The sequence below is a fragment of the Butyrivibrio sp. X503 genome (genome assembly GCF_003625475.1).
Lineage (GTDB): Bacteria > Bacillota > Clostridia > Lachnospirales > Lachnospiraceae > Butyrivibrio.
Genome location: NZ_RAIQ01000001.1, coordinates 117,596 through 140,230, shown reverse-complemented (window position 1 = coordinate 140,230; position 22,635 = coordinate 117,596). Strand labels below are relative to the sequence as shown.

The 22,635-nt window shown below is 44.4% G+C and carries 14 protein-coding genes; 12 read left to right on the top strand and 2 right to left on the bottom strand.

Annotated elements, in window-relative coordinates:
• Positions 1-344 precede the first annotated feature (344 nt).
• From D6853_RS00580 to nagA, 9 genes are all read left to right on the top strand, one after another.
• The gene (locus D6853_RS00580; RefSeq protein ID WP_158588624.1) at positions 345-1,229 is read left to right on the top strand and encodes a sensor histidine kinase; all 885 of its coding nucleotides are present in this window, start codon (positions 345-347) and stop codon (positions 1,227-1,229) included.
• 253 nt (positions 1,230-1,482) lie between these two features.
• Positions 1,483-3,285 carry a hypothetical protein gene (locus D6853_RS00575; RefSeq protein WP_120655873.1) on the top strand — a complete coding sequence of 601 codons (1,803 nt, stop codon included), beginning with the start codon at positions 1,483-1,485 and terminating at the stop codon, positions 3,283-3,285.
• A gap of 490 nt (positions 3,286-3,775) precedes the next feature.
• Positions 3,776-5,164 (top strand): MATE family efflux transporter, encoded by a 1,389-nt coding sequence (locus tag D6853_RS00570; protein ID WP_199712988.1) that lies wholly within the window; start codon positions 3,776-3,778, stop codon positions 5,162-5,164.
• A 21-nt stretch (positions 5,165-5,185) separates the two neighbouring features.
• Positions 5,186-6,919, top strand: coding sequence for an ABC transporter ATP-binding protein (locus D6853_RS00565; protein ID WP_120655871.1), 1,734 nt, complete (start codon positions 5,186-5,188; stop codon positions 6,917-6,919).
• A 203-nt stretch (positions 6,920-7,122) separates the two neighbouring features.
• A complete protein-coding gene (locus D6853_RS00560; RefSeq protein ID WP_120655870.1) occupies positions 7,123-8,112 on the top strand; it encodes a LacI family DNA-binding transcriptional regulator in 990 nt (329 codons plus the stop codon).
• A gap of 148 nt (positions 8,113-8,260) precedes the next feature.
• Entirely contained in the window at positions 8,261-10,567 is a 2,307-nt protein-coding gene (locus tag D6853_RS00555; protein ID WP_199712986.1) for a glycogen/starch/alpha-glucan phosphorylase, read from the top strand.
• A gap of 133 nt (positions 10,568-10,700) precedes the next feature.
• Positions 10,701-11,816, top strand: a complete 1,116-nt coding sequence (locus tag D6853_RS00550) for a 5-methyltetrahydropteroyltriglutamate--homocysteine S-methyltransferase (protein WP_120655869.1) — start codon at positions 10,701-10,703, stop codon at positions 11,814-11,816.
• A gap of 136 nt (positions 11,817-11,952) precedes the next feature.
• On the top strand, positions 11,953-12,675 hold the full coding sequence (nagB, locus tag D6853_RS00545; RefSeq protein ID WP_092246709.1) for a glucosamine-6-phosphate deaminase: 723 nt from the start codon (positions 11,953-11,955) through the stop codon (positions 12,673-12,675).
• A 3-nt stretch (positions 12,676-12,678) separates the two neighbouring features.
• Positions 12,679-13,809, top strand: a complete 1,131-nt coding sequence (gene nagA / locus D6853_RS00540; protein ID WP_120655868.1) for an N-acetylglucosamine-6-phosphate deacetylase — start codon at positions 12,679-12,681, stop codon at positions 13,807-13,809.
• Between the two features lie 42 nt (positions 13,810-13,851).
• Here nagA and D6853_RS00535 read toward each other — a convergent pair whose 3' ends face one another.
• Positions 13,852-14,454 (bottom strand): TetR/AcrR family transcriptional regulator, encoded by a 603-nt coding sequence (locus D6853_RS00535; RefSeq protein ID WP_120655867.1) that lies wholly within the window; start codon positions 14,452-14,454, stop codon positions 13,852-13,854.
• Between the two features lie 266 nt (positions 14,455-14,720).
• On the opposite strand from D6853_RS00535, the gene D6853_RS00530 reads away from it, so the two are divergent.
• The 3 genes from D6853_RS00530 to D6853_RS00520 all read left to right on the top strand — a co-directional run bounded on the left by D6853_RS00530 (position 14,721) and on the right by D6853_RS00520 (position 21,030).
• Positions 14,721-16,847, top strand: coding sequence for an efflux RND transporter permease subunit (locus D6853_RS00530; protein ID WP_120655866.1), 2,127 nt, complete (start codon positions 14,721-14,723; stop codon positions 16,845-16,847).
• Between the two features lie 21 nt (positions 16,848-16,868).
• The gene (locus tag D6853_RS00525; protein ID WP_120655865.1) at positions 16,869-19,574 is read left to right on the top strand and encodes a hypothetical protein; all 2,706 of its coding nucleotides are present in this window, start codon (positions 16,869-16,871) and stop codon (positions 19,572-19,574) included.
• Positions 19,575-19,965: 391 nt separating this feature from the next.
• Complete coding sequence (locus D6853_RS00520; protein ID WP_120655864.1) at positions 19,966-21,030, top strand: SGNH/GDSL hydrolase family protein; 1,065 nt, start codon at positions 19,966-19,968, stop codon at positions 21,028-21,030.
• A 16-nt stretch (positions 21,031-21,046) separates the two neighbouring features.
• Here the strand turns inward: D6853_RS00520 and D6853_RS00515 are convergent, their stop codons facing one another.
• Positions 21,047-22,594 carry an alpha-amylase family glycosyl hydrolase gene (locus D6853_RS00515; RefSeq protein WP_120655863.1) on the bottom strand — a complete coding sequence of 516 codons (1,548 nt, stop codon included), beginning with the start codon at positions 22,592-22,594 and terminating at the stop codon, positions 21,047-21,049.
• Between the last annotated feature and the right edge of the window lie 41 nt (positions 22,595-22,635).

The window sequence follows — 22,635 nt, the reverse complement described above, 5'->3', positions numbered from 1 at the left end:
ATCTATGTATGTATTTGATAATATACAGATTGATATTTGGAGCTCGTTATAAGAAAAATGCGACGTTTTCGGTCGTTGTCCTTGTCGGGGTGTGTATTGTACTTAAAATATTATCTGTAATATACGCTGAACTCTTTAATATAGATTCAATTACCTTATGCTCCGGTTTGGTTCTTCCTTTTTTGTTCAAAGGAAAAACTTCTAAATGGTTGGGGCTTTATTTTCCTGTATTTGGTGTTCCTACGACTATAGCGTCTATAATAAATATTTGGATTTATTCTTTTAATACTATTTCTCAGGAAAGTATAATAGAAAGCTATTTCAATAGATTTCTTGGAGTGTTTGTGACGTGCGGACTTTTATATCTTGTATTTAGAACCAGAAGAAATTCGCGCGGAATAGAACTAAGTGCTATGCAGATAATTCTTTTGAATATTTGCACAGTTTTGGTCGGGATTGCTATTGGGGAAAAAGAGGCTGTAATAAAGCAAAGAAAATTGGTTGAAACCGAAATGTATGTTAACACGGTTATTATCATGAGCCTTATTTTCTATATTCTGGTAATGTACTCGATTTATCTTGAAAAATCGCGAATGCATGAAAGATTTGTTTCGGAATGCCAAAAAAATACATTAAATTCGCAAAAAGAGCAGATTGATGCGATTTTGGAGAGTGAGAAAAAGCTAAGATCATGCAGACATGATTTTAAGGCACACATCTATGCGCTAAGTTCCCTTGCAGAGGCCGGAGATACGGAAGGTCTTAAGAAGTATTGCGGCGGTCTTGTCGAAGATTCGGAAAAATACAGCAAGGCTATTATTTCCGGAAATGTTGCTGTTGACGGAATACTGGGACGGTGTGCCGATATGTGCGAGGAGAAAGGAATTACATTCACGTATCAGGTCGCACTTCTTAAGGAAAATAAAGCGGATGATTATGAGCTTTGTATTATCTTTTCCAATATTATGAACAATGCGATCGAGGCCTGCGAAAGCGGCGATGAGATAAGACTTGTGTGCTATCCATACAACGATGTTTTGTGTATCCTGCAAAAGAACCCGATCCATAAGGAACTAAAATATGAGAATGGTAAGCTTGTAACGACCAAAGAAGATAAAGAACTCCACGGACACGGCCTTGATAATGTAAAGACAGTTATAAAAAAGTACAACGGCCACATGGAGGTCAAAGTCGAAGACGGAAACTTTGTTGTAGAGCTGATATTGTGACATCTATATCATTTTATAAAGGACAAGAGGTTTGAACTATGGGCACAGTCCCAAAGTCCAAACCTTTTATATTTCTGAATTCATAAAAAATTTACTGTTAATTCGGTATGAAATATTAGATAATATTAGTAGACGGTTTATAGTGAAAAATATGTTGCTATTCTATGATGATATTGGAGATTTTTGAGCCCTATGTCATAGTATGGCGACGGAAATATATTTGAAGGGTTTTCGGTTCGAAAGGAGACTTTATATGGAAGGCATGAGTACTCAGGATATTCTTAACGGACAGGATTTATCTACTGCGAATGTTGACGACCTTTTGGCGGCTATGAAAGCTGAGGAGAACGCAGCAGCTGCTGCGAGCGCAGAGGCGGAAGCCGTTGAAGAAACTGTGCCTGAAGCACCTGCGGAAGAGGCCCCCAAGCCTAAGAGAACCCGTAAGAAAGCGGCTGCGCCTGCTCCGGAAGCAGTAGAAGAAGCTGTGCCGGAAGTTGCGCCTGAAGCTGCTGTTGAGGCTGCACCCGAAGCAGTACCAGAAATGGAGACAGTTGCAGAGCCGGATATTCCGGATCTTGAAGAGATATTGGCCGAAGAAAAGGCTAAAACAGCGGCAGCAGAAGCTGAACCTGATGCTGAGATTCCCACCAGCCCCGCTGAAACAGCTGAAGCCGATGCAATGGCAGCAATGGCTGCTATGGCCGGTGAAACAGCGGCTGAACCTGCAGCGGAAGCTGTTGATATTGATGCTATGTTGGCTGCAAGCGGAAGTGAAGCTTCCGGAGCGGAAATTCCTGCAGAGGAACCTGCACCTGAGGCTGCGCCTGTAGATGTAGATGCGATGCTTGCCGCAATGGCAAACGCCGAGACGGCTTCAGATGTTGATGCGCTGATGGCAGCAGCTACAGCAGAATCGGAAGCCGCAGCAGAGATGCCTGCGGAAGCGCCCGCAGACGGCGGCGCGACAGATATAGATGCTATGCTTGCTGCAATGGGAGCAAGTGATGTAGCCAATGAAGCTCTTGCACAGGCAATGCCCGAGCTTGCATCGGATGCAGCACCTGCAGAGGTTGCACCCGATATTGATATTTCCGCTATGGCGGACAACGCGTTTGATCTGGGCGCCGCACCGGCAACAGATGAGCAGGCATCTGAGTTGGAAGTACTTGGATCTGCATTGACAACAGAAGAACAGGCAGCTGAGCTTGAAGCGCTCGTAGCTGCATCGGAAGCTGCAATGCCGGCTGAAGAGCCTACACCGGAAGCTGCGCCTGATATTGCAGCTGAAGAGCCGGCGACGGAAGCAATGCCTGATATTGCAGCAGAAGCACCCGCAGAGATGCCTGATATCGCGGCAGAGGCACTTGCAGAGCCTACACCCGAAACGATGGAAATTCCCGATATCGAGGAGCCTGTTCTTGCAGAGCCCGCAATAGAAGAGCCTGCATTAGAGGAGCCTTCGCTAGGAGACGTTGTTGCGCAGGAGACGGCGGCAGAAGCGATTGCACCTGACGCCGGAGCTGCAGAAATACAGATGCCTGATGTGGCAGCACCTGAGGCCGGAGCGCCGGAAGCAATTGCTCCTGAGGCAGCAACTGCAGATGCAGCCGAGATGGATGTCCTTATGGCTGCAATGGCGGCTGCTGAGAGCGACGCTGCTATGGCAGAAAACGCAGGTCAGAGCCTTGATGATATCCTGAATGCGGAAGTTGATGCGCTCACAGAGCCTGTGGAAGAAGAGCCTTACGATTCCGGAATGACGATGGCAGATGCCGTTGCCGGAGCGGTTACAGATATAGAGAGCTTCCTTGATACCGAGGATTATGAATATACAGTAGTAAGCAGCGGTGCCAAGACTCTTATCATTATCAAGACCAATGAGAGTAACGCACTTGCGGTTACTTATGAAAACGGCGAATTCGAATCTCTGCAGCCCGGATACAGCAAGGAAGATAAGCGTGGCTACAGTGATATCATGAATGCCTTTGTCAAAGAGACTATCTCATCCGGAGGAAGCTTCGAGATCAAGAGACACAAAGGCAGCAAGTTTGTATAATGTAGAACCGATTGATTAGAGGACACTCTTGGCTTTGATTTAGAGTCAAATCATTGTTTTGTACATGCATATACCTACTTTTAGCTAATATGCATGTCATTTTTGGAAGAATTTACGTTATTTCAATCTGTCAAAAAAATGAAAAAGCATGCATTACAAGATAAAAAGAGTTAATGCATGCTTTTTTTGTTGCTTCACAGCCGAAAACATCCGATAGTCGTAACAATTAAGCATGCATATTTGAGGCAAAGGTAGATATACATGCCGATTGACGGTATTACGTAGAATTTTTGGCCGCTGTCAATTCCATTATTCCATTTATACCGGAAAACCTACTGATTCTTAAATGAATCTCGGCCCGGATTTCACAGAAAATGATAAGCATATATGCTTTTTTGAATGGATTTCTTCCCATACAAAGAGTACAATAGAGAAACTTACACTTTAGTTATGGAAAAGAGAGTATTTCAGGCAAAATATGGGAGAAGTTATGAGAGAGAAAAAAAGTTTATTCGGTGATGTTTCTTTTTACAAAAGCGCACTTGCGATAGCGATTCCGATCATGCTACAGGCGCTTATTCAGAACATGGTATCGCTTATAGATAATTTTATGGTCTCGGGGCTTGGAGATGTCTCCATGTCCGGTGTTAACGTCGCGGGCCAGATTCTGTTTATTTTTATGGTGTTTGTAAATACAATAACCATGGCAGGCGGAATCTTCTTAACACAGTTTTTCGGGGCAAAAGACAAGGCGGGAATGCAGCAGGCATTTGTATTCAAGGTATTCATGGGATTATCTGCGTTTATACCTTATTTCTTTGTTTGCCGTGTTTTCCCAAGGCAGGTGCTGTCACTTATGCTGATAGGAAACAGCCAGGCGCCGCTTATCCTCGATGAGGCGGTCAGATATATACGCATAATGTTCTTTATGGGACCTCTTATGACGCTGTCTGTCAGCATTGCAAGCTCACTGCGAGATATGGGAAGAGTTAAGGCTCCGCTTGTTGTCACGGTTATTGCGACACTGACCAATACTGTATTTAACTATATTCTTATTTACGGACACTTCGGGTTCCCCGCGCTTGGCGTAAGAGGAGCTGCGGTTGCGACCGTTATTGCAAGAATTGTGGAATTTTTGATCTTTTTAGGCATATATATTAAGGTTAAGCCAGAGTTTGCGATTGAATTCGGAAAAGGTTTTAAAGTTGACTTCAGGCTCTTTGGTGAGATACTAAAGAAGGGCGCGCTCATGCTTTTCTGCGAGATGACTTGGGTATTTTCCGAGACGGTAAATACCGCAATCTTCAACAGCAGAGGCGGCGCTGAAGTCGTATCCGGAATGTCGGCGAGCTTTGCGATAGCAAATCTCTTTTTCGTGGCATTCGGAGGAATTTATTCTGCAACAAGCGTTATAATAGGTAAGACGCTGGGAGAAGGAAATCTTGAAAAAGCGCGTGATCAAAAGAATTGGCTCTTATCCGGATCTATCGTGTTTGGGTGCCTTATGACACTTCTTGGTTTCTTTACGATAGCGCTTGTTCCCGTCGTCTACGGAAGACTTAGTCCGGAAGCGATCAGCATAACCGAAAGAATGGTAGTTGTACTTGCACTCTTCATGCCTGTTTGGGTTTATATCAACGCACAGCAGGCGGTTGCAAGATCCGGAGGCGATACCAAGATGGGGGCATACGGGGATGCGCTTGTAACCCTAGTTATATTGATCCCTATGATACTTATCCTTGGAATATACACAAGCATCGGCCCTATTCAGCTTTTTATCTATATCAAGCTTGTTGATTTCATCAAAGTTACGATATTCTATTTCTGGCTGAAAAAAGAGCGCTGGCTTAAGAACCTCGCGGAGGGACACGCCGCGTAAATACTTAAAACGGAGACATACATGGATCTTATCAAGAAATTTATACCATATTACAAACCATATATAGGAGTATTTTTGTTCGACCTTTTCTGCGCCACGGTCTTATCTGTTATAGACCTTGTTTTCCCGCAGTTTATACGGATACTCAGAGCAACACTTTTCTTGGAAGAACCACAGGTCATAATAAAGAGAATCTGGATAATCGGACTTGTTTTGTTGGTCCTGTATTTCATCAGATTCCTCTGCAGATGGTATGTTACCTACTGGGGCCATATGATGGGCGCAAAGATGGAATCGGGCATGCGAAAAGAGCTGTTTGAGCGCTTTGAAGCATTTTCTTTTTCCTACTATGATACGCACAATACGGGCGAGATGATGAGTAAGCTTGTCTCGGACCTTTTCGATATTTCCGAGCTTGCGCACCACGGCCCCGAGAACATATTTATTTCTTTTATAAAAATAGTCGGATCGATCATTTTGCTTATGCGAATAAACGTGCCGATGACGCTTTGTCTTGTCGCTGTAGTGCTTGTTATGGCTGTTTTTTCCGTTAGCCGCAACAAAAAGATGAGAGCAACGTTCTCCGACAACAGGAAGAAGGTTGCCGGCATCAATTCATCACTTCAGGATACGCTCGGCGGCATCAAGGTCGTGAAATCCTTTACCGGTGAGGAGATCGAGGAAAAGAAATTTGACGAAAGTAACCTCGCTTTCCTTGAATCCAAGAAAGACAATTACAAGCAGATGGCTCTCTTCCATTCGGGAAATAATTTCTTTGAAGGGCTTCTGTTTGTGACCGTTATCGTTGCAGGCGGCGTGTTTATCGCCAAAGGGCAGATGAGCGTAGAGGACATGGCTATCTATGCGCTCTACATCAATATCTTCATCAATCCCGTGAACGTACTTGTCGAGTTTACGGAGCAGCTTCAGAAGGGCCTTGCGGGCTTTGGAAGATTCTGCGAGGTTATGGATACAATGCCCGAAATAGTTGATAAAGAGGGGGCAAAAGAGCTTACGAAGGTGGAAGGCGTTATCGACTATGAAAATGTTTCTTTTGCCTATGGAGAAGAGGATAACGTTCTTGATCATATAGATCTTCATGTTGATAAAGGCAGAAATGTAGCGATTGTCGGCCCTTCCGGCGGTGGAAAGACAACGCTTTGCTCGCTTCTTCCGAGGTTTTACGATGTTACGGGAGGAAGCGTCAAGATAGACGGAATCGATATCCGCGACGTTACGCAGAGGTCGCTTCGCTCATTTATCGGTATCGTGCAGCAGGATGTATATCTTTTTAACGGGACCGTCAGGGATAATATCGCATACGGCAAGCCCGACGCCACATTTGAAGAAATCAGAGAGGCTGCGCAGAAAGCAGATCTTTTGGAGTTTATAGATTCTCTTCCAAACGGCTTCGATACGCTTGTCGGTGAGAGAGGAGCAAGGCTTTCGGGCGGACAGAAGCAGAGGATCGCTATCGCAAGAGTGTTCCTTAAGAATCCCCCAATCCTTATCCTTGATGAGGCTACGAGCGCGCTTGATAACGAGAGCGAGAGATATATTCAGGATAGTCTTGAAAAATTGTCGGTCGGAAGAACGACGATAACGATTGCGCACAGACTTTCTACGATACTTGGTGCCGATGAGATCATCGTGCTTGGAAACAACGGTATCGAGGAGCGCGGAACCCACAAAGAGCTTGTGATGAACGGCGGCTTGTATGAGAAATACTATCGCATGCAGTTAGGGAAAATCTAGAATGATATACGAATTGCTCCATGGCATAAGCCATTCTCGCAATTCTGCAAATATTCGGAAATCGCTGATTTGCAATGCAAACAGCTTTTTTCCTCATATTTGTTAGGGTCACTAATGCCCAAAAGTTTATTCATGCAAGCATGAAAACTTTTTGGGCATTGTGACGCCTATATCATAGTATAATGTAATACAGAGGCAAATATATGGTATCGATAAAAGATGTGGCCAAGGAGGCGGGAGTTGCTATTTCAACGGTCTCCAAGGTTTTAAACAACTATCCGAATGTAAGTGAAGCTACAAGGAAAAAAGTTAATGAAGTGGTGGACAGGCTCGGTTTTGTTCCCAACACCGTAGCTGCGACGCTTTCCTCCAAGAAAGCCGGCAGAGTGGCGCTTCTTATACGACTCGGGCAGCGCAGCAATTCAAGAGATGAGATCAATATGCAGTATATTTCAGGTGCGGTGCACAAGGCAAAAGAACTGCAGATGGATGTTATCACTGTTTTCATGTCCATGATAGAGGATATGACCGTTGCGGAAGTTACGAATTACTTTGTTTCACAGGGAATAAAGGGACTTATAATCTACGGCATGACTACCAAGGATAAGGTTCTTCATAAGCTCATTGAGAGCGGTAATTTCAAGATAGTTGTTGTTGATGCGCCCATGGTAAATGAGACGACATCATCGGTCAGCGTTGATCAGGCTAAGGCTCAGTACGATATAGCCAAGAAGACGATCACAGAGAATAAGAGCAAGAAGGTTCTCTACATTTCCGGAGATGAGTACGGATACGTCACCGGAGAGAGGCTTGAAGGAATCAAGAAGCTCTGCGATGAAAAGAAGCTTAAGCTTACTGTGAAAAACGGCAAGTTCTCCGAGCTTACGGCCAGAGAGATAACAATGAAATTTGCCAAGAACAATGACATAGTCGTATGCGCATCCGACCTTATGGCTATAGGAGCTATGAAGGCACTTATAGATATGGATATATTCAGGCCGGTATGCGGTTTTGACGGCATCATGCTTATGGGCTACGTAGGAAAACAGATGAATACCGTAAAGCAGGACTTTGCGGATATTTCAGGGATTGCCCTTGAGGAGTTGGCAGGACTTATGAACGGAGAGAAAGGCCGCAAAATAGTGGCTTCTCATGAGCTTGTGCGAATGAAATACGAGGATATAATCTATTAAAAGGTTATTTATTCAAGAATTTCAGATGATTCTTGATTTTATAAAGTTGCACTTGCAGAAAACGTTTTCCTATGGTAAAGTACCGGTATAGAGTTTTGGAAAACGTTTTCCGAAATCAATTTACCTGATTTAGAGAGGAGAAGAAAAAATGTCCAAGCACACAAACATGCAGCGTGACGTATTGGTTCTCAATCTTGAGGAGCAGCTTGACGGAATTGCAGAGGAGTTATTCGGAAAGACACTTAAAGAGTGCACAGACAAGGAGACTTACTATGTGCTTCTTGAGATGACAACGAGACTTATGGACGTTACTGAGCTTAGTAACGGTGAGAAGAAGATTTACTACATTTCAATGGAGTTCCTTATCGGTAAGCTTCTTTCCAACAACCTTATAAATTTAAGAGTATACGACAGGGTTAATGCCATCCTTGAAAAGAACGGCAAATCCCTTGCACAGATAGAGGAGTGCGAGCCCGAGCCTTCACTTGGAAACGGCGGACTTGGAAGACTTGCGGCATGCTTCCTTGATTCCATCGCTACACTCGGACTTTCCGGAGAGGGAATCGGACTTTGCTATCACTACGGACTTTTCAAGCAGGTATTTAAAGATCACCTTCAGAATGCGGAAAAGAATGACTGGATCGAGGATATGAGCTGGCTTGAGAAGACGGATACCACCTTCGAAGTTTCTTTTGGCAAGAAAAAGGTCGTATCAAGGCTCTACAATATGAACATCGCGGGCTACGATACCGGTGTTAACAAGCTTCGTCTTTTCGATATAGAGTCTGTTGATGAGAGCCTCGTTAAAAAGGGCATCGATTTCGATAAGACCAAGATAGACAAGAATCTTACTCTTTTCCTCTATCCCGATGATTCGGATGAGGCCGGTAATTTACTTAGAATATATCAGGAGTACTTCCTTGTTTCCAACGCTGCTCAGCTTATCCTAAGAGAGCAGAAGGAGCGCCAGTACGATCTTCATGAGCTTCACAATCATGCGGTTATTCAGATCAATGATACGCATCCTACAATGATCATCCCCGAGCTTATCAGGATTCTCGTTGAGGATAAGGCGTTTAACATTGACGAAGCGATAAGCGTTGTAAGTAAGACCTGCGCTTACACCAACCACACAATTCTTGCCGAGGCACTCGAGACATGGCCTCTTGCTTATATGGAGAAGGTTGTTCCTCAGCTCGTTCCGTATATAAAAGAGCTTGATAAGAGAGTTAAGGCTAAGCACAAGAACCCCAAGGTTCATATCATAGACAAGGATAAGAAGGTGCACATGGCCTTTATCGATATCCACTATGGCTTCTCAATCAACGGTGTTGCCGCTATTCACACGGATATCCTTAAGGACAGTGAGCTGAACGACTTCTACAAGATCTATCCCGAGAAGTTCAATAATAAGACCAACGGTATCACCTTCAGAAGATGGCTTATGTCATGCAACCATCCGCTTACCGATTTCCTTTCAAAGACTATCGGCGACGGCTTCAAGAAGGACGCACTTAAGCTTGAAAAGCTCCTTGATCATATTGATGAACAGGAAGTCCTTGATGAGCTCGATTCCATAAAGAAGGGCAAGAAAAAAGAGCTTGCTCAGTACCTTAAGAAGCATGAGAATATCGAGGTCGATCCCGAATCTATCTTTGATATCCAGGTAAAGAGACTTCATGAGTACAAGAGACAGCAGATGAATGCTCTTTATATAATCCATAAGTACCTTGAGATCAAGGGCGGCAAGAAGCCTGTACGTCCCATCACATTTATTTTCGGTGCTAAGGCTGCTCCTGCTTATGTTATAGCTAAAGACATCATCCACCTTATTCTTGTTCTTTCCGAGATCGTAAATAACGATCCCGATGTAAACAAGTACATGAAGGTCATCATGGTTGAGAACTACAACGTTACTTACGCTGAGAAGCTTATTCCTGCATGTGATGTTTCCGAGCAGATCTCCATTGCTTCCAAGGAGGCTTCCGGAACAAGTAACATGAAGTTCATGCTCAACGGTGCTGTTACACTCGGAACCGATGACGGAGCCAATGTTGAGATACATGAGCTTGTCGGAGATGACAATATCTACATCTTCGGAGTTAAGGCTGATGAAGTAATCGAGCATTACAAGAAAGCCGATTATGTATCCAAGGACTATTATAAAAAGAGTCCTGTGATAAAAGAGGCTGTGGATTTCATCGTAAGTAAGAAGTGCCTTGCGGTCGGTCACAAGGAGAACCTTGAAAGACTCTATAAAGAGCTTATAAACAAAGACTGGTTCATGACACTTTTGGATCTTGAGAGCTACATCAAGAAAAAGGATGAGATCTTTGCAGATTATGAGAACCGCGATAAGTGGAAGAAGATGATGCTTACAAATATCGCCAAGGCAGGCTACTTCTCATCGGACAGAACGATAAACGATTACAATAAAGACATTTGGCATTTATGATGCATTTGATCTAAGCGGGCTATCCATAGATTAAATCTATGGATAGCCTATTATATTTTATATTATACCTACTGATGCGATAGGCTTATACTCATCTCATTAAACTGGCAACTATTGGAAGGAGACAACATAGATGAGTAAGATTCAGACACCATATCGTTATGACTTTGTAGGAAGCTTTTTAAGACCTCAGGCACTTAAGGATGCCAAGGCTTCTTTTCAGGAAGGAAAGATTACACAGGAAGAGTACGACAAGATAGTAAATGATGAGATCACCAAGGTAGTAGCCAAGCAGAAAGAGCTTGGATATCACATAATCACTGACGGAGAGTTCAGAAGAACCTTCTGGCACCTCGATTTCATGTGGGGATTTGAAGGCGTTGAGCACAAGGCAACAGGAAACGGAGTTCCCTTTAACGGAGAGCTCGCTGTTCTTGATGACACATACCTTGTAGGCAAGATCAAGGCTAAGGCACATCCTTTCGTTGAGTATTTCAAATTCCTCAAGCAGTTTGAAGATGAAAATACAGTAGCAAAGTACACGATCCCTGCACCTGCACAGACTTTCCAGCAGATGATCGTACCTGCAAACTTTGAGAGAACAAGACAGTTCTATCCCGACAACAAAGAGCTTATTCAGGACGTTGCCGCAGCATACAGAGATGTTATCAAGCAGTTCTACGATGCAGGCTGCAGAAATCTCCAGTTCGATGACTGCACATGGGGAGCTATCGTAGGAGATGCCGCTAAGCTCAGATACAAATCACTTGGTATAGATCTTGAAGAAGTACAGGATCAGCTCCTTGAAGTTAATAACCTTGCACTTGAAGGAAAGCCTGCCGACATGGTGATCACATCACATATCTGCAGAGGTAACTATCATTCAACATATTTCACAAGCGGCCCCTACGACACCGTAGCGGATCACGTATTTGCCAAAGAGAATGTATCAGCTCTTTTCCTTGAGTATGATGATGAGAGATCAGGCGGCTTCGCACCTCTTTCCAAGGTATCGGATGATAAGAAAGTAGTACTCGGCCTTATCACAACAAAGTCACCCGTCCTTGAAGACAAGGAAAAAGTGATCGCAAGGATCCACGAGGCAGCTAAATACATTCCGCTCGATCGTCTGTATTTAAGCCCTCAGTGCGGTTTCGCATCCTGCGAGATCGGCAACAAACTCACAGAAGAAGAGCAGTGGGCTAAACTCAAATTGGTAAAAGAGATCGCGGAAGAAGTTTGGGGCTGAGAATAATAATCAAAAATAACAAAGCCGTACAACAAAGCACAAGTTGTTGTATGGCTTTTGTTTTACCCCGGTGCTATTATATACACATAGTAGGTTAGTTTTATTGGGTAAAAAGTAATAAAAAGGGGTTATAGTTATGCAGATTTACGTTGAGAAAAACTACGATGCTGTCAGCAGAAGGGCAGCAAATCTTATTTCCGCGCAGGTTATCTTAAAGCCTGACAGCGTTCTCGGACTCGCAACGGGTTCATCACCTATCGGTACTTATAAGCAGCTTGTCGAGTGGTATAACAAGAACGATCTTGATTTTTCCAAGGTGCGCACGGTTAACCTTGATGAGTATGTCGGACTTCCCAAAGAGGATGAGCACAGCTATCACTATTTCATGAATGACAATCTCTTTTCCAAGGTTGATATCAAACCTGAAAACGTGCATCTTCCAAACGGAATGGCCAGAGACATCGAGATGGAGTGTAAGGATTACGACGACCTTATCGCTTTATTCGGAGGAGCGGATCTTCAGGTGCTCGGTCTTGGAAGAAACGGTCACATCGGATTTAACGAGCCCGATGATCATTTCTCAACGGGAACTCATCTCGTAAATCTGACTCAAAGTACGATAGAAGCCAATTCAAGACTTTTTGATGATGAGTCTATGGTTCCGAGACAGGCTATCACAATGGGAATTAAGAGTATCATGTCCGCCAAGAAGATCGTACTTATCGTAAGCGGTTCAGACAAAGCGGACGCCCTTAATAAGTGCCTTAACGGAGTAATTACTCCCGAGGTTCCGGGTTCGATCTTACAGCTTCACAATGACCTTTATATCGTTGCAGACGAAGCAGCTATGGGGAGATAAAACATGATAATTAAGAATGCAGCTGTTTTTACCGAAGAAGGCTCCTTTGTATCAAAAGATATCTTTATAGACGGTACTAAGTTTGCGGCGGAGGGTAGCGGCGAGGTTTTGGATGCATCGGATTGTTATGCGATCCCGGGACTTGTCGATATCCATACTCACGGTTGCGACGGTGTTGATTTCAGCGACGGAGAGCTCAGCACTTTGGAGAAGATCCTCGACTATGAGGTACGTCAGGGCGTTACGACGCTCACACCGACGACGATGACTCTTTCAGAGGAAGACCTTGCGAAGGTCATGAAGAACGCTGCTTCCTACAAGGAAAATCAGGAAGACGGAAAAAGAGCTTACTTCCAGGGCATAAACATGGAAGGCCCTTTTATCTCAGAAAAAAAGTGCGGCGCGCAGAATACGAAATATATCAAAAAGCCTGATATAGACATGTTTAACAGACTCTTTGAGATTTCAAAAGGCTGCATAATGCTTTGCGATATCGCTCCCGAAGAGGACACGCCTTCTATGGATTTCATAAAAGAAATATCCAAGAAGTGCAGGATATCGATCGCGCATACGGATGCCGATTATGAAATAGCAAAAAGAGCTATAGATGCGGGCGCAAGACATATGACACATCTTTATAACGCGATGGCACCGCTTCATCACAGGAATCCCGGACCTATCGCGGCAGCAGCCGAGGACGGCGACGTTGTTGCGGAGCTTATCTGCGACGGTATCCATGTTGCGGCACCTATGGTAAGAGCGACATTTAAGCTCTTCGGAAAAGAGAGAGTGGCGCTTATCAGTGATTCAATGATGGCTACGGGACTTGCGGACGGAGAGTACGAGCTTGGTAAGCAGCCCGTTACTGTAAGAGGAAACGAAGCTAAGCTTCATGATGGAACCATAGCGGGATCCGTCACCAACCTTATGGGATGCCTTAGACATGCCGTTTTAAATGTGGGAATTCCGATTGAAGACGCAGTTTATTCTGCGACGGTAACGCCTGCAAAAGCGGTCAGATGTTATGAGTTTACGGGATCGATCACACCCGGAAAATTTGCAGATCTGGTACTTATAGATAAAAAGACATTCGAAGTAAAAGCCGTATTTGCAAGAGGAAACAAAATAATTTGATAATAAACGCCTGCTCTATATTGGTGATAGAGCAGGCGTATTTTAATTCTTAATATGTTGCCTGATAATGGCGCGAACGGTCTCTTCAAGATGCGGCTTTAGCTCGTCGAGTGATACGGGATCACCGTACATGATGGAGCTGTAGCCGGTTGAGCCGACAAGCTCGATTATAAGGAACAGCATGACTTCCGGATCGTTGAATTCATATCCGGATTCATCAAGCATCTTTTTATAGACTGCTTCAAAGTCTACTTCCGAGCCTGTAGAGGGCGAAGTGAGAGCTTTTTTGAATACAGCCCAGCTTAGATCCTTGTAGATAAACGCAAGAAGTCCTTTGTTCTTGGCAAGCTCATCAAGAACATAATCCATGATAAAAATAAGTCTATCTTCAAATGCAGTCAGCTTTGCTTTTTGCAACGCTTCATAAGCCTCCATAAAAAGGAGGCTTGATTTATGTGCGATCAGTCTGTTCTTGACGTCATATTTATCCTTGAAATAAAGATAGAATGTACCCTTCGCAACGCCGGCCTTTTCTACGATATCTGAGATCGAGGTCTTGGTGATCCCTTTGGATGTAAAGAGGTCAAAGGCGTTATTGAGAAGGTTTTCCATTTTCACTTTTTTGTTCTGATCTGCTTTTCCCATAGTTATGCCTCATGCGCTTTTTTCTACTATACCACATAATCAGTGAAATTGCCTCTTGCCATTTATGTTAGCAATTGCTAACATAAAATCCTAAAATATCGGAAGATCGGACTCATACCTATGAGCGAAGCACTTAAAAACGTGGAATAAACAGGCTTTTCGGAGCTTTGAGAAAATTCCTCAACTAAATTATTGACCAATGGTCATAAAAGTGATATACCATATTTAGAAAAATGACCATTAGTCATAAATTTAGGAGGAACATTATGAACAAGCTGTCAAAAGTGATCGTGAAAATGCGATATATCATACTGATACTGGCTTTTGCGCTTCTTGTTCCTTCCGCGATCGGCTATTTTAACACGAGAGTCAACTACGATATCCTCACATATCTTCCCAAGGATATCGAGACAATGAAAGGACAGGACATTCTTCTTGATCAGTTCGGCACAGGCTCTTTTGTGTTATATGTCGCCGAAGGCATGGAAGAAAAAGATGTCGCGAAATTAAAATCCAATATAGAAAACGTGGATCATGTCGCCAAGGTTCTTTGGTACGACTCGGTTATGGACCTGTCCGTTCCGATGACAATGCTCCCCAAGGATGTGTATGAGGCGTTTAACTCGGGCGATGCAACGATGATGTTCGTGATTTTCGATGAAGGTACTTCCGCGGATGCGACGATGGACGCCATTGAAGATATCCGCAAGGTTTCAAACAAGCAGTGCTTTATGAGCGGTATGAGTGCGATAGTTACCGACACCAAGAATCTTGCGATGGCTGAGACTCCGATATATGTAGGTATCGCGGTTCTTTTGGCGGTTATAGTTCTTTCGCTTACGATGGATTCCTATCTTATCCCGCTGTTCTTCTTACTCAGCATAGGAATGGCGATAGTTTACAACATGGGAACCAATGTATTTAAAGGCGAGATATCTTTTATCACGCAGTCACTGAGCGCGGTTTTGCAGCTCGGAGTAACGCTTGATTATTCGATCTTCCTATGGCACAGCTACGAGGAAGAGCTTGAGAAGACCGGCAATAAAGATAAAAAAGAAGCCATGGCAAATGCGATAACAGCGACCTTCCAGTCCGTTATAGGAAGTTCGATAACAACGGTTGCCGGCTTCGTAGCGCTTTGCTTTATGAGCTTTACGCTTGGACTTGACCTCGGCGTGGTAATGGCCAAGGGCGTAGTATTCGGAGTTATCGGATGCGTTACGATCCTTCCGAGCATGATACTTGTTTTTGACAAGGTTATCGAAAAGACAAGACATAAGCCTCTGATGCCTGAATTTACAAGGCTTCCCAAGGTAATAGCTAAGTTTTATCCTGTGTTTTTTGCTGTTTTTCTTGCATTATTGGTACCTGCAATCTACGGAAACGAGCATGCGAATGTTTACTACGATCTTACGCAGACGCTTCCCGATAAGCTTGAGAGCGTGCAGGGCGCGAATGAGGTTGATGCAAAGTTCGATATGAACTCGGCCTACATGCTTTTAATAGATAAGAACCTGGATGAGGCTTCGACTCAGCAGATAATAAAAGAGCTTAAGAATACCGACGGCATTCTTACTGTACTCGGCGCAGACACGGTACTCGGGCCTTCGATTCCGAGAGAATTTATTCCTGAAGATCTTTTATCCGATCTTGAGAGTGACGACTGGAAGCTGATTCTTTTGACAACAGATTATAAGATCGCTTCCGACGAGATCAACGATCAGATAGCGAAAGTCGACAGGATCGTAAAAAGCTACGATCCTAAAGCTATGGTAGTCGGAGAGGCTCCGTGCACCAAGGATCTTATAAATATAACGGCGCACGATTTTAAGGTGGTAAATGCCGTTTCGATAGGACTTGTTTTCCTTATCATCGCGTTTGTACTTAAATCGGTCTCACTTCCGTTTATACTCGTTGCGGTTATCGAGTTTGCGATATTCGTAAACATGGGACTTCCGTATTACACAGGGACGACAATACCTTTCATCTCATCGGTTGTAATAGGAACCATACAGCTCGGTGCGACGGTTGATTACGCGATACTTATGACGACGAGATATCTTTCCGAGAGAAAGAACGGACATGACAAAAAAGAGGCGACGCTTATATCTCTTTCAACCGGTATGAAGTCGGTAATTGTAAGTGCGCTCAGCTTTTTTGCGGCAACCTTTGGTGTCGGACTTATCTCCAGCATCGATATGATCGGCTCTCTTTGCAACCTTATGGCGAGGGGCGCGATCGTAAGTATGTTTACCGTATTACTTGTACTTCCTGCCATGTACATGATATTTGACAGGCTTATCATAAAGACCACGTTCGGAATGAATGGCGTGGACGTTCCTAAAGGACATATACATGAATTTATACATGATCACATGCACAGAATAGCTTAAGCGTGTTAGAGAGGTGATATTATGATCAGAAAAAATCTTATTAAATCATTATCTGTTGTGATGGCGGCAATGCTCGCGGTTATGACGGTGGCGTGCGGAGCAAACTCGCAGCCTGAGGAAGCTACAGCGGTAGAAGAAACCGCTCAGGAAAAAGAGCTTGAGGATAGCATAATAAAAAGTACGGCGGGCGCATCTGATGAAGCCGGAAAGGTAGAGACTGTGTACGTTACGGCGGATGCTAACGGAGCGGTTGATGAGGTTATAGTCAGCGAGTGGCTTAAGAATGCAGATGCTTCGGATACTCTTTCGGATAAAACAACTCTTCAGAACATTGTTAATGTAAAGGGCGATGAGAGCTACACGGACAACGGCGACGGAACACTTACATGGAATGCCAAGGGCTCAGACATTTACTATCAGGGTACCACGGCAAAAGAGCTTCCGGTTAAGATGAAGGTTTCATACAAGCTCGACGGAAAAGATATTTCTCCCGAGGAGCTTGCCGGAAAGAGCGGAAAGGTAACCATCCGCTTTGACTATGAGAATACCGACAAGCAGACGGTTGATGTGGACGGTAAGCAGATCGAAGTATACACACCTTTTGCGATGATATCCGGAATGACTCTTGATCCCGACAAGTTCAGTGAGGTTGAGGTGTCCAACGGAAAAGTTATTTCAGAGGGTGGCAATATAATTGTTCTTGGTATTGCACTTCCGGGGCTTAAGGACAGTCTTGATATCGATGAGGATAAATGGGATGAGCTCAATGAGGACGGAGATCTTGACAGTAAACTTGCAAATTATTTTGAAGTAACTGCAAACACTACGGACTTTGAGCTTGGAATGACAATAACGATGGCAAGCTCCGATGTGCTTTCTGACTTTGGCATTACTGATATAACAGAATCGAATAAGATCAATGATCTTAAAGATGACATGGGAGAGTTAAACGATGCTTCCGATAAGCTTGTCGATGCCAACAAGGAGCTAAAAAACGGAACGGGCGAGTTAAAAGACGGAGTGGGAGAGCTTTACGACGGAACTAGCGAGCTTAAGGACGGAACACTTGATTTCTACAACGGAATCGTTGCTTATACCGATGCTACAAGTAAGATAAACGAAGGTGCTTCGGCTCTTGCAGACGGTGCAAGCCAGGCACATGACGGAACTCATAAGATGAAAAAAGCTATGGATGAAGCTAAGCTTGTTGAGAATGCCAACAAACTAGCTGAAGGTTCAAAACAGGTAAGCGACGGCGTTGCCACAGTAGCCAAGATGGCTGAGAGCTTATCCGGATTGTCATCATCAGTGCAAGAGCTTGCGGGACAAAAGGCTGCTTTTGAGGCAACCGCGGCTTGGCTTCAAAACGGCGGTGATTGCACGCCTGAAATTGTTGCCTGCATGTATAAGCTTACAAACGGTGGTATTGACTCAGCTGACAAGGCTGTTGCATGGAGGAACGCACATTTAAGAGCTGTAGCTGAAGTAAATAAGCTTGGCAGTTATACGATAGTTGCAACACCTGTACCCGGTGGAGATGAGGCTCCCGAAAGAGATGTGACTGAGGGAGAGCTTAACAGAGACGGTTCCGGGGATAATACCGGAGATAATACCGGAGACGGCAACAATGGAACCGGAAGCGGCGATGACGGAAACGGAAATAGTAACGGAAACTCCGGAAGCGGAGACAACAGCGGCGGAAATGCCGGAAGCGGAAGTGAAGGCTCAGGCATTGATGGCGGCAACGGAAATGCAGGAAGTGGAGACGGTAACGGAAGCGGCGCAGGAAACAGTGATGGCGGCAACAGCGGCGATGGAACCGGCGCAGGAGACAACAGCGGCACAGGAAACGGAAACAGCGACAATGGAAATGGTAGTGCTTCCGGAACCTTAGGCGGCGACAATGGCGTAACTTTAAACACAAGCAGATCACAGCTGCCTTCGGGAGACGGAATGACCGCGGAAGAGAAAGCTGCAATGCTTGCGGGAAATCAGATAGTAGTCGGCGGAAATGGTCTTGTGAGAAGTAATTCCGGGAACATGCTTATGAGCGTTACTACTCCTGACGGAAGTATCGAATATGGGCAGGGTGAGCTGGCCGGATACGTTAAGGCGGCGAATGAGTTTTATAGCTTGATAGCGGCTGCACAAGGCACCGCAAATACACTTGGAACAGTCTTAAGTGCGATGAGCACAGCAACCGGAGGAAACACCGGCATGACTCCTGATACAGCAAAGCAATTACAGCAGCTTGTTCTCGGCGCACAACAGGTCGCAGAAGGAAACAAGGCTCTTGCAGGCGGTCTTTCACAGCTTTACGACGGAACAAGTCAGCTTGACGAAGGTCTTGGAAAGCTCAGTGACGGAGCTAAACAGCTCTCTGACGGAACAGGCACACTTGTATCCAATAACGAAGCCCTCGTAGACGGAGCATATCAGCTTAATGACGGAACGCATCAGCTGGGCGACGGAGTTAAAGAGTTATATGACGGAGTCATAGAACTTGACGACGGTGTACAGGAGCTTGTGGACGGCGTGATCAAATTTGACGAAGAAGGAATAGACAAGCTCTATGAAGTATTTGACGGAGATCTTTCCGAGTTTACCGATAAGCTTACGGCAATACAGAAAGCCGGCTCTGAGTACAAAACATTCGGCGGAGCTGCGGACGACATAGACAGCAGCGTGAAGTTCATCATCAGAACCGACGGAATAAAAGAAGCTTGACGAATCGGAATTATGAAGCTTGATGCATTTCAGCGCATCAGGATAATCATCGGAATGAAAAATGTACGCAATATAGATAACCGGCATGTAAAACAAGCTTTTCCTCATATATGCATGCCGAAAAGCTGATGAATTTTAATATAAGGCGGATGCAAAAGCATGTACTTTAAATGATTTGCTTAAAGTGCATGCTTTTTTTCTTTTGAAAGTCACTGGAATACCGATAATTTCCTTAAAAAAGGCATGTATATTTTAAGTTTTTGGCGATATGCATGTCACAGCACCGAAAACTCGCCGGTTGCAGTCGCGGTAGCATCTGAGTGATGATATAATTGATTTTATGATGTGGCACCGCTAAAGGTACTACGTGTTTTAAGGAGACAGAAAAAACATGAAGCCGGGATTATTTGTAAAAGAGAAGAAATTACAAGTATACGGACGCTCGCCGATAGGAGAAGATATCACACTTTTTCTAAGCGGAAGCGGAGTTCGATTTGTCACGGATGCGACAGATGTATGGATTGAGCTGGAGGCAGTATTTGACAGGCTTGATCTGTGGATAGAAGTATTAGTAAATGATGAGCTGTCACAGAGAAGATCGCTTGAAAAAGGCAAGAACAGGATTCATCTGTGGGGCGGCGGAGAACTTAGAAAGAACAGAGAATTCAAGATACTTAGGACGACGCAGGGATACTTTGAAGACACTGTATCATATATCAAGATTAAAGATATAGAGGCAAACGGGGAGTTCGCAGAGGTAAAAGAAAAGGATCTTTTCCTTGAATTTATCGGCGACAGCATTACTTCCGGTGAAGGCGCGGCGCTTACCAAGGAAGAAGACTGGGTTCCGGCGGTGTTTAGCTGTTCCAATGATTATGCGTATCTTACGGCAAAAGAGCTTGATGCTGATTACAACGTAGTATCACAGAGCGGATTCGGACTCTACGCTGCATGGAACGGAGATCTTACGCTTGTTATACCGCCGCACTATGAGCAGGTCGCGGGAACTCTCGGTGGAGCAGAGAACGCAGCAGCGGGCGCTCAGGATGACTGGGATTTTGGGAAAAGACCTGTCGACGCCGTTATACTTAATCTCGGAACGAATGATCAGTTTGGGTTTAAAAATTTGGAAGGCAAAAAAGAACAAGAAAAATTCTTGCAAGATTTTAAAGCAACAGCAGTCGATTTCCTTAAAAAGATAAGAAAGAACAACCCGAAAGCATATATTTTATGGGCTTACGGAATGATGGGTGCAGATATAAAGGATACAATAGAGGCAGCAGTCAAGGAATACAGCCTGGCAGCAGGTGATGAAAAAGTATCTCTTTTCATTCTTCCGCTTTGCACAGCCGATGAGCTTGGAATGAGAGATCATCCCACACTCAAAGGCCATATTAAAGCAGCAAAGGCTCTTTCCGAAGAACTTCGAGGAGTACTGTCTGGTTCCGTCGAGTGAATGTGAGAGCGGAACTTTATCTAAATACCGCAAATGACTGCGGAGAAATGGTAAGCATGCCGTTATCGCAGCTTGCTGTTCCTATAGTATAGACAGGAGTGCCCGCTACATTTGCTTTTGCGGATATATTAGCGCTGCATTCCTTGCCTGAAGGATTGATAGCAATTACAAGATTTCCTCTTCTGTAAATGAAGGGGAAATTTTCTTTTTCTGCGTAAATAACTTCAAAGGATGCATCGGCGTTAAGATCAGTGTACTCGTGCTTAAGAGCGGTAAGTCTTCGCACTTCGTTTAGCAGTGACGAAGGATCTTTTTCCTGAGCTTCTACCGTAGGAGCATCTTTCGATTCATCGACAGGGAGATAGAACTTGTCCTTGGAAGCCGATGAGAAACCGCGGTTTTCGGAATTATCCCACTGCATGGGGGTTCTTGAACCTGTTCTATGGTAGCCGCCTTCTTTGGTGCGAACATCAAGATAACGCATTCCAATCTCGTCTCCGTAGTAGATAAAAGGCACTCCGGGGAGAGTCAGGAACATTGCATATGCAAGCTTGAGCTCTTCATTTGAAAGAGTTCTTGCAGGTCTTGGTGTATCGTGGTTGCAGGTGATAAAGCTTATGAAGCCCATATCTTTTGTTTCTTCATATTTTGGAAGATAGTCATCGAGAAAACGCATGATGTCGCCGCCACTGTCTTTTTTAAGGAAGCTGTGGTCACCGCCCTCTGTCTCGTAGTCGCGGATAAGCGTGTTATAGCCGTTACCCCAGTGATCAAGATAGAAGTCCGAATGGAAACCGGAGCTGAGAGCCTGTCTTGGATTACACCACTCGGAAATAAGAGCCGCATCCGGATAATCTTTATCCATCATCTCTCTGATATTTTTCCATACTTTTCCTGTTGCGGATTTATTTTCGTCATCCTCTTTTACAAGGGAATCTGCCATGTCGACTCTGAAGCCGTCGCAGCCCTTATCAAGCCAAAAGCGCATAACATCCTTCATTGCTTCTCTTGTGGCAATACAAGAAGGATCGTCGGGGGCTTTCTGCCAGCTTTCTGTGCGATTAAGAAAGCCGTAGTTAAGAGCGGGTTGGCACTTGAAGAAGTTGAGCATATAGCAGCCGTCTCTGTCGGCTTCGCCTCCGATATAAGGGTGTCCGCCGATTCCGCAGAATGCACCGTTGGTCCAAACGTATCTGTCTGAGTATTCGTTTCTGTCTATCTCACAGCTCTTTTTAAACCACTCATGTTCCTCGGAAGTGTGGCCGGGAACAAGATCGAGCAGAATCTTGATGCCGCGCTTGTGAGCTTCGTCAAAGAGTCTTACAAGATCATCGTTTGTTCCGTATCGTGAAGCGACTTTTTTGTAATCTCTGACATCATAGCCTGCGTCCTTAAAGGGTGAATCAAAGCAAGGGTTGAGCCATATTGCGTTGCAACCAAGGCTCTTTACATAGTCGAGCTTGTCGATGATACCCTGAATATCTCCGATTCCGTCGGCATTTGTATCATTAAAGGATTGTGGATATATTTCGTAAAAAACAGCGTCTTTTAACCAGTTTGGCATTGTAACCTCCTAAGATGAAAACCGGCCCTTGATATAAGGAC

Excerpts from the sequence above, each read along its gene's own strand:
- D6853_RS00575 (WP_120655873.1), top strand. The coding sequence starts at position 1,483 with ATGGAAGGCATGAGTACTCAGGATATTCTTAACGGACAGGATTTATCT.
- D6853_RS00570 (WP_199712988.1), top strand. The coding sequence starts at position 3,776 with ATGAGAGAGAAAAAAAGTTTATTCGGTGATGTTTCTTTTTACAAAAGC.
- D6853_RS00565 (WP_120655871.1), top strand. The coding sequence starts at position 5,186 with ATGGATCTTATCAAGAAATTTATACCATATTACAAACCATATATAGGA.
- D6853_RS00560 (WP_120655870.1), top strand. The coding sequence starts at position 7,123 with ATGGTATCGATAAAAGATGTGGCCAAGGAGGCGGGAGTTGCTATTTCA.
- D6853_RS00555 (WP_199712986.1), top strand. The coding sequence starts at position 8,261 with ATGTCCAAGCACACAAACATGCAGCGTGACGTATTGGTTCTCAATCTT.
- D6853_RS00550 (WP_120655869.1), top strand. The coding sequence starts at position 10,701 with ATGAGTAAGATTCAGACACCATATCGTTATGACTTTGTAGGAAGCTTT.
- nagB (WP_092246709.1), top strand. The coding sequence starts at position 11,953 with ATGCAGATTTACGTTGAGAAAAACTACGATGCTGTCAGCAGAAGGGCA.
- nagA (WP_120655868.1), top strand. The coding sequence starts at position 12,679 with ATGATAATTAAGAATGCAGCTGTTTTTACCGAAGAAGGCTCCTTTGTA.
- D6853_RS00535 (WP_120655867.1), bottom strand. The coding sequence starts at position 14,454 with ATGGGAAAAGCAGATCAGAACAAAAAAGTGAAAATGGAAAACCTTCTC.
- D6853_RS00530 (WP_120655866.1), top strand. The coding sequence starts at position 14,721 with ATGAACAAGCTGTCAAAAGTGATCGTGAAAATGCGATATATCATACTG.
- D6853_RS00525 (WP_120655865.1), top strand. The coding sequence starts at position 16,869 with ATGATCAGAAAAAATCTTATTAAATCATTATCTGTTGTGATGGCGGCA.
- D6853_RS00520 (WP_120655864.1), top strand. The coding sequence starts at position 19,966 with ATGAAGCCGGGATTATTTGTAAAAGAGAAGAAATTACAAGTATACGGA.
- D6853_RS00515 (WP_120655863.1), bottom strand. The coding sequence starts at position 22,594 with ATGCCAAACTGGTTAAAAGACGCTGTTTTTTACGAAATATATCCACAA.